Origin of the sequence: Serratia sp. 506_PEND, from assembly GCF_001076875.1 — a bacterium.
Lineage (GTDB): Bacteria > Pseudomonadota > Gammaproteobacteria > Enterobacterales > Enterobacteriaceae > Serratia > Serratia marcescens.
Genome location: NZ_JVEL01000136.1, coordinates 1 through 2818 on the forward strand (window position 1 = coordinate 1; position 2818 = coordinate 2818).

Annotated in this window: 2 protein-coding genes; both read left to right on the forward strand. The window is 59.2% G+C overall.

Annotation, left to right across the window (positions count from 1 at the left end):
• Positions 1 to 452 precede the first annotated feature (452 nt).
• Entirely contained in the window at positions 453 to 1757 is a 1305-nt protein-coding gene (locus ADK28_RS03700; RefSeq protein ID WP_028127472.1) for a D-amino acid dehydrogenase, read from the forward strand.
• Positions 1758 to 1833: 76 nt separating this feature from the next.
• Positions 1834 to 2818 (forward strand): catabolic alanine racemase DadX (dadX, locus tag ADK28_RS03705; RefSeq protein ID WP_048794916.1); only part of this gene is annotated, 985 nt, incomplete at its 3' end.

The window sequence follows — 2818 nt, forward strand, 5'->3', positions numbered from 1 at the left end:
GCGGGCGGGCTAAGGGCTCGGGTGTTTTATTCCAGTAGTGAAAGCAAGGTTAACGGCAGCTGAAATTTTGCGCGATTTTTCTGCTGCGGAGGGAGGAGGCTCTCTTTGTTTGTTATGTTGGTATTTTTTATTTTATTGGATTTTTATTCTGTTTAATTGTTGGCTGGTATTTTTATATTCTGTTAAATCAATGTTACTTATCACGCCTTTTTTGATTGCTATCATTGATAGCGTTGATATCAATTCAGTGGCGGTATGACGCCATAATCCCCTCTAAACCGCATCTTATCGCTATTTTCAGACGGCTATTGCAAATGCATGGCTCATCGACGATAAATTAATTGTGAATATTGTCACGTTTGATGACGAAGTTGTTGGACGGATTTTTTCACTGAGTTAATTTCCTGTAAGCAGAAGATTATGCTTTGTGAAGCCTTGAGCTGGAGTCAGCGATGCGAGTGGTAATTTTAGGTAGTGGAGTGGTGGGCGTAGCCAGTGCCTGGTATTTGGCGAAGGCGGGGCATGAGGTGACGGTGATCGATCGTCAGCCAGGCCCCGCACTGGAAACCAGCGCGGCGAACGCCGGGCAGATTTCACCGGGCTATGCCGCACCTTGGGCGGCGCCGGGCGTGCCGCTGAAGGCCATCAAGTGGATGTTCCAGCGCCATGCGCCGTTGGCCATCCGCCTCGACGGCAGCAGCTTCCAACTGAGCTGGATGTGGCAGATGTTGAAGAACTGCAACACCGAACACTACATGACCAACAAAGGCCGCATGGTGCGTCTGGCGGAATACAGCCGCGATTGTATCAAGGCGCTGCGTCAGGAAACCGGCATCCAGTACGAAGGTCGCCAGGGTGGCACGCTGCAGCTGTTCCGCACTCAACAACAGTTCGAAAACGCCGCGAAAGACATTGCGGTATTGGAAGATGCCGGCGTGCCTTACAGATTGCTGGAGGCCGGCCAACTCGGCAGCGTCGAGCCGGCGTTGGCGCAGGTGGCGCACAAGCTGACCGGCGGCCTGCAGTTGCCGAATGACGAAACCGGCGATTGCCAGCTGTTTACGCAACAGTTGGCGAAGATGGCAGAGCAGGCGGGCGTCACCTTCCTGTTCAACCGCAGCGTCGATCGTCTGCTGGTGGAGGGCGACAAGATCGCCGGCGTGCAGTGCGGCGAGGAAGTGTTCAAGGCCGACAGCTATGTGGTGGCGTTCGGCTCGTACTCCACGGCGCTGCTGCGCGGCCTGGTGTCCATTCCGGTTTACCCGCTGAAGGGCTATTCGTTGACCATTCCTATCACCGACGAAGCGGCGGCGCCGTTCTCTACGGTATTGGATGAGACGTATAAAATCGCCATCACACGCTTCGACCAGCGCATTCGCGTTGGCGGCATGGCGGAGATCGTCGGTTTCAATACGCAGCTGGAGCAAAAACGGCGCGAAACGCTGGAAATGGTGGTGCGCGATCTCTACCCGAACGGCGGCCGAGTGGAAGAGGCGACGTTCTGGACCGGCCTGCGGCCGATGACGCCGGACGGCACGCCAATTGTCGGCCGCACTTCGCTGAAGAACCTGTATCTCAATACCGGGCATGGCACGTTGGGCTGGACGATGGCCTGTGGCTCCGGGCAGTTGTTGTCCGATCTGATGTCCGGCATTACGCCGGCGATCCCTTCCGATGACCTGGCGGTGGCGCGTTACAGCGCCGGGTTTCGTCAGCAACACGCGGTTCCGCTGAACGACGTGCATCCCGCACGTTAATCGTCGACGCTGTCTTAGACTTTCCCGGCCACGCGCAGGCGCGCGTGGCCGCCTTACGCTGCCCCAAGGAGAAGCGATGCCCCGTCCCATAACCGCCACGATGCATCTCGGCGCGATTGAAAATAACCTGCAGGTGGTGCGCCGTTTCGCCCCCGGCGCCAAAGTCTGGGCGGTGGTCAAGGCTAACGCCTATGGCCACGGCATCAAACACGTTTGGCGCAGCATGGCGCAAACCGACGGCTTCGCCATGCTGGATCTGGCCGAAGCGGTGCTGCTGCGCGAGTCGGGTTGGCAAGGGCCTATCCTGTTGTTGGAAGGCTTCTTCCAGACGCAGGATCTGGCGTTGCTCGACCGTTATCGCCTGACGACGGCGGTGCACAGCGACTGGCAGCTGGCGGCGATCGCCGACGCCACGCTGAACGCGCCGCTCAATGTCTATCTGAAAGTAAACAGTGGCATGAATCGGCTGGGGTTCGCACCCGAGCGGCTGCATGAGGTGTGGCGCAGGGCGCAGGCGGTAGCCAACATTGCCGAGCTTACGCTGATGAGCCACTTCGCCACCGCCGACGGCCCTGAAGGCGTGACCCGGCAAATGGCCACCATCGAGGCGGCGGCTACCGATATACCGCTGCCGCGCTGCCTGGCCAACTCGGCCGCCACGCTGTGGCACCCTTCGACCCACGGCAGCTGGGTCCGTCCTGGGATCGTTCTCTATGGCGCTTCGCCGAGCGGTTGCTGGAATGACGTTGCGGCGACGGGGCTGCAGCCGGCGATGACGCTGAGCAGTGAAATCATCGGCATTCAGCAACTGAAGTCTGGCGATCGTGTGGGTTACGGTGGCCGTTACAGCGCCGCAGGCGCACAGCGTATCGGTGTGGTGGCCTGCGGTTACGCCGATGGCTATCCGCGTCATGCGCCGACCGGTACGCCGGTATGGGTTGACGGCGTGCTGACGCGCACCCTGGGAACGGTATCAATGGATATGCTGGCGGTGGATCTGACGCCCTGTCCGCAAGTCGAACTGGGCGCCGAAGTGGAGCTGTGGGGGAAACGTCTGCCGG

Excerpts from the sequence above, each read along its gene's own strand:
- ADK28_RS03700 (WP_028127472.1), top strand. The coding sequence starts at position 453 with ATGCGAGTGGTAATTTTAGGTAGTGGAGTGGTGGGCGTAGCCAGTGCC.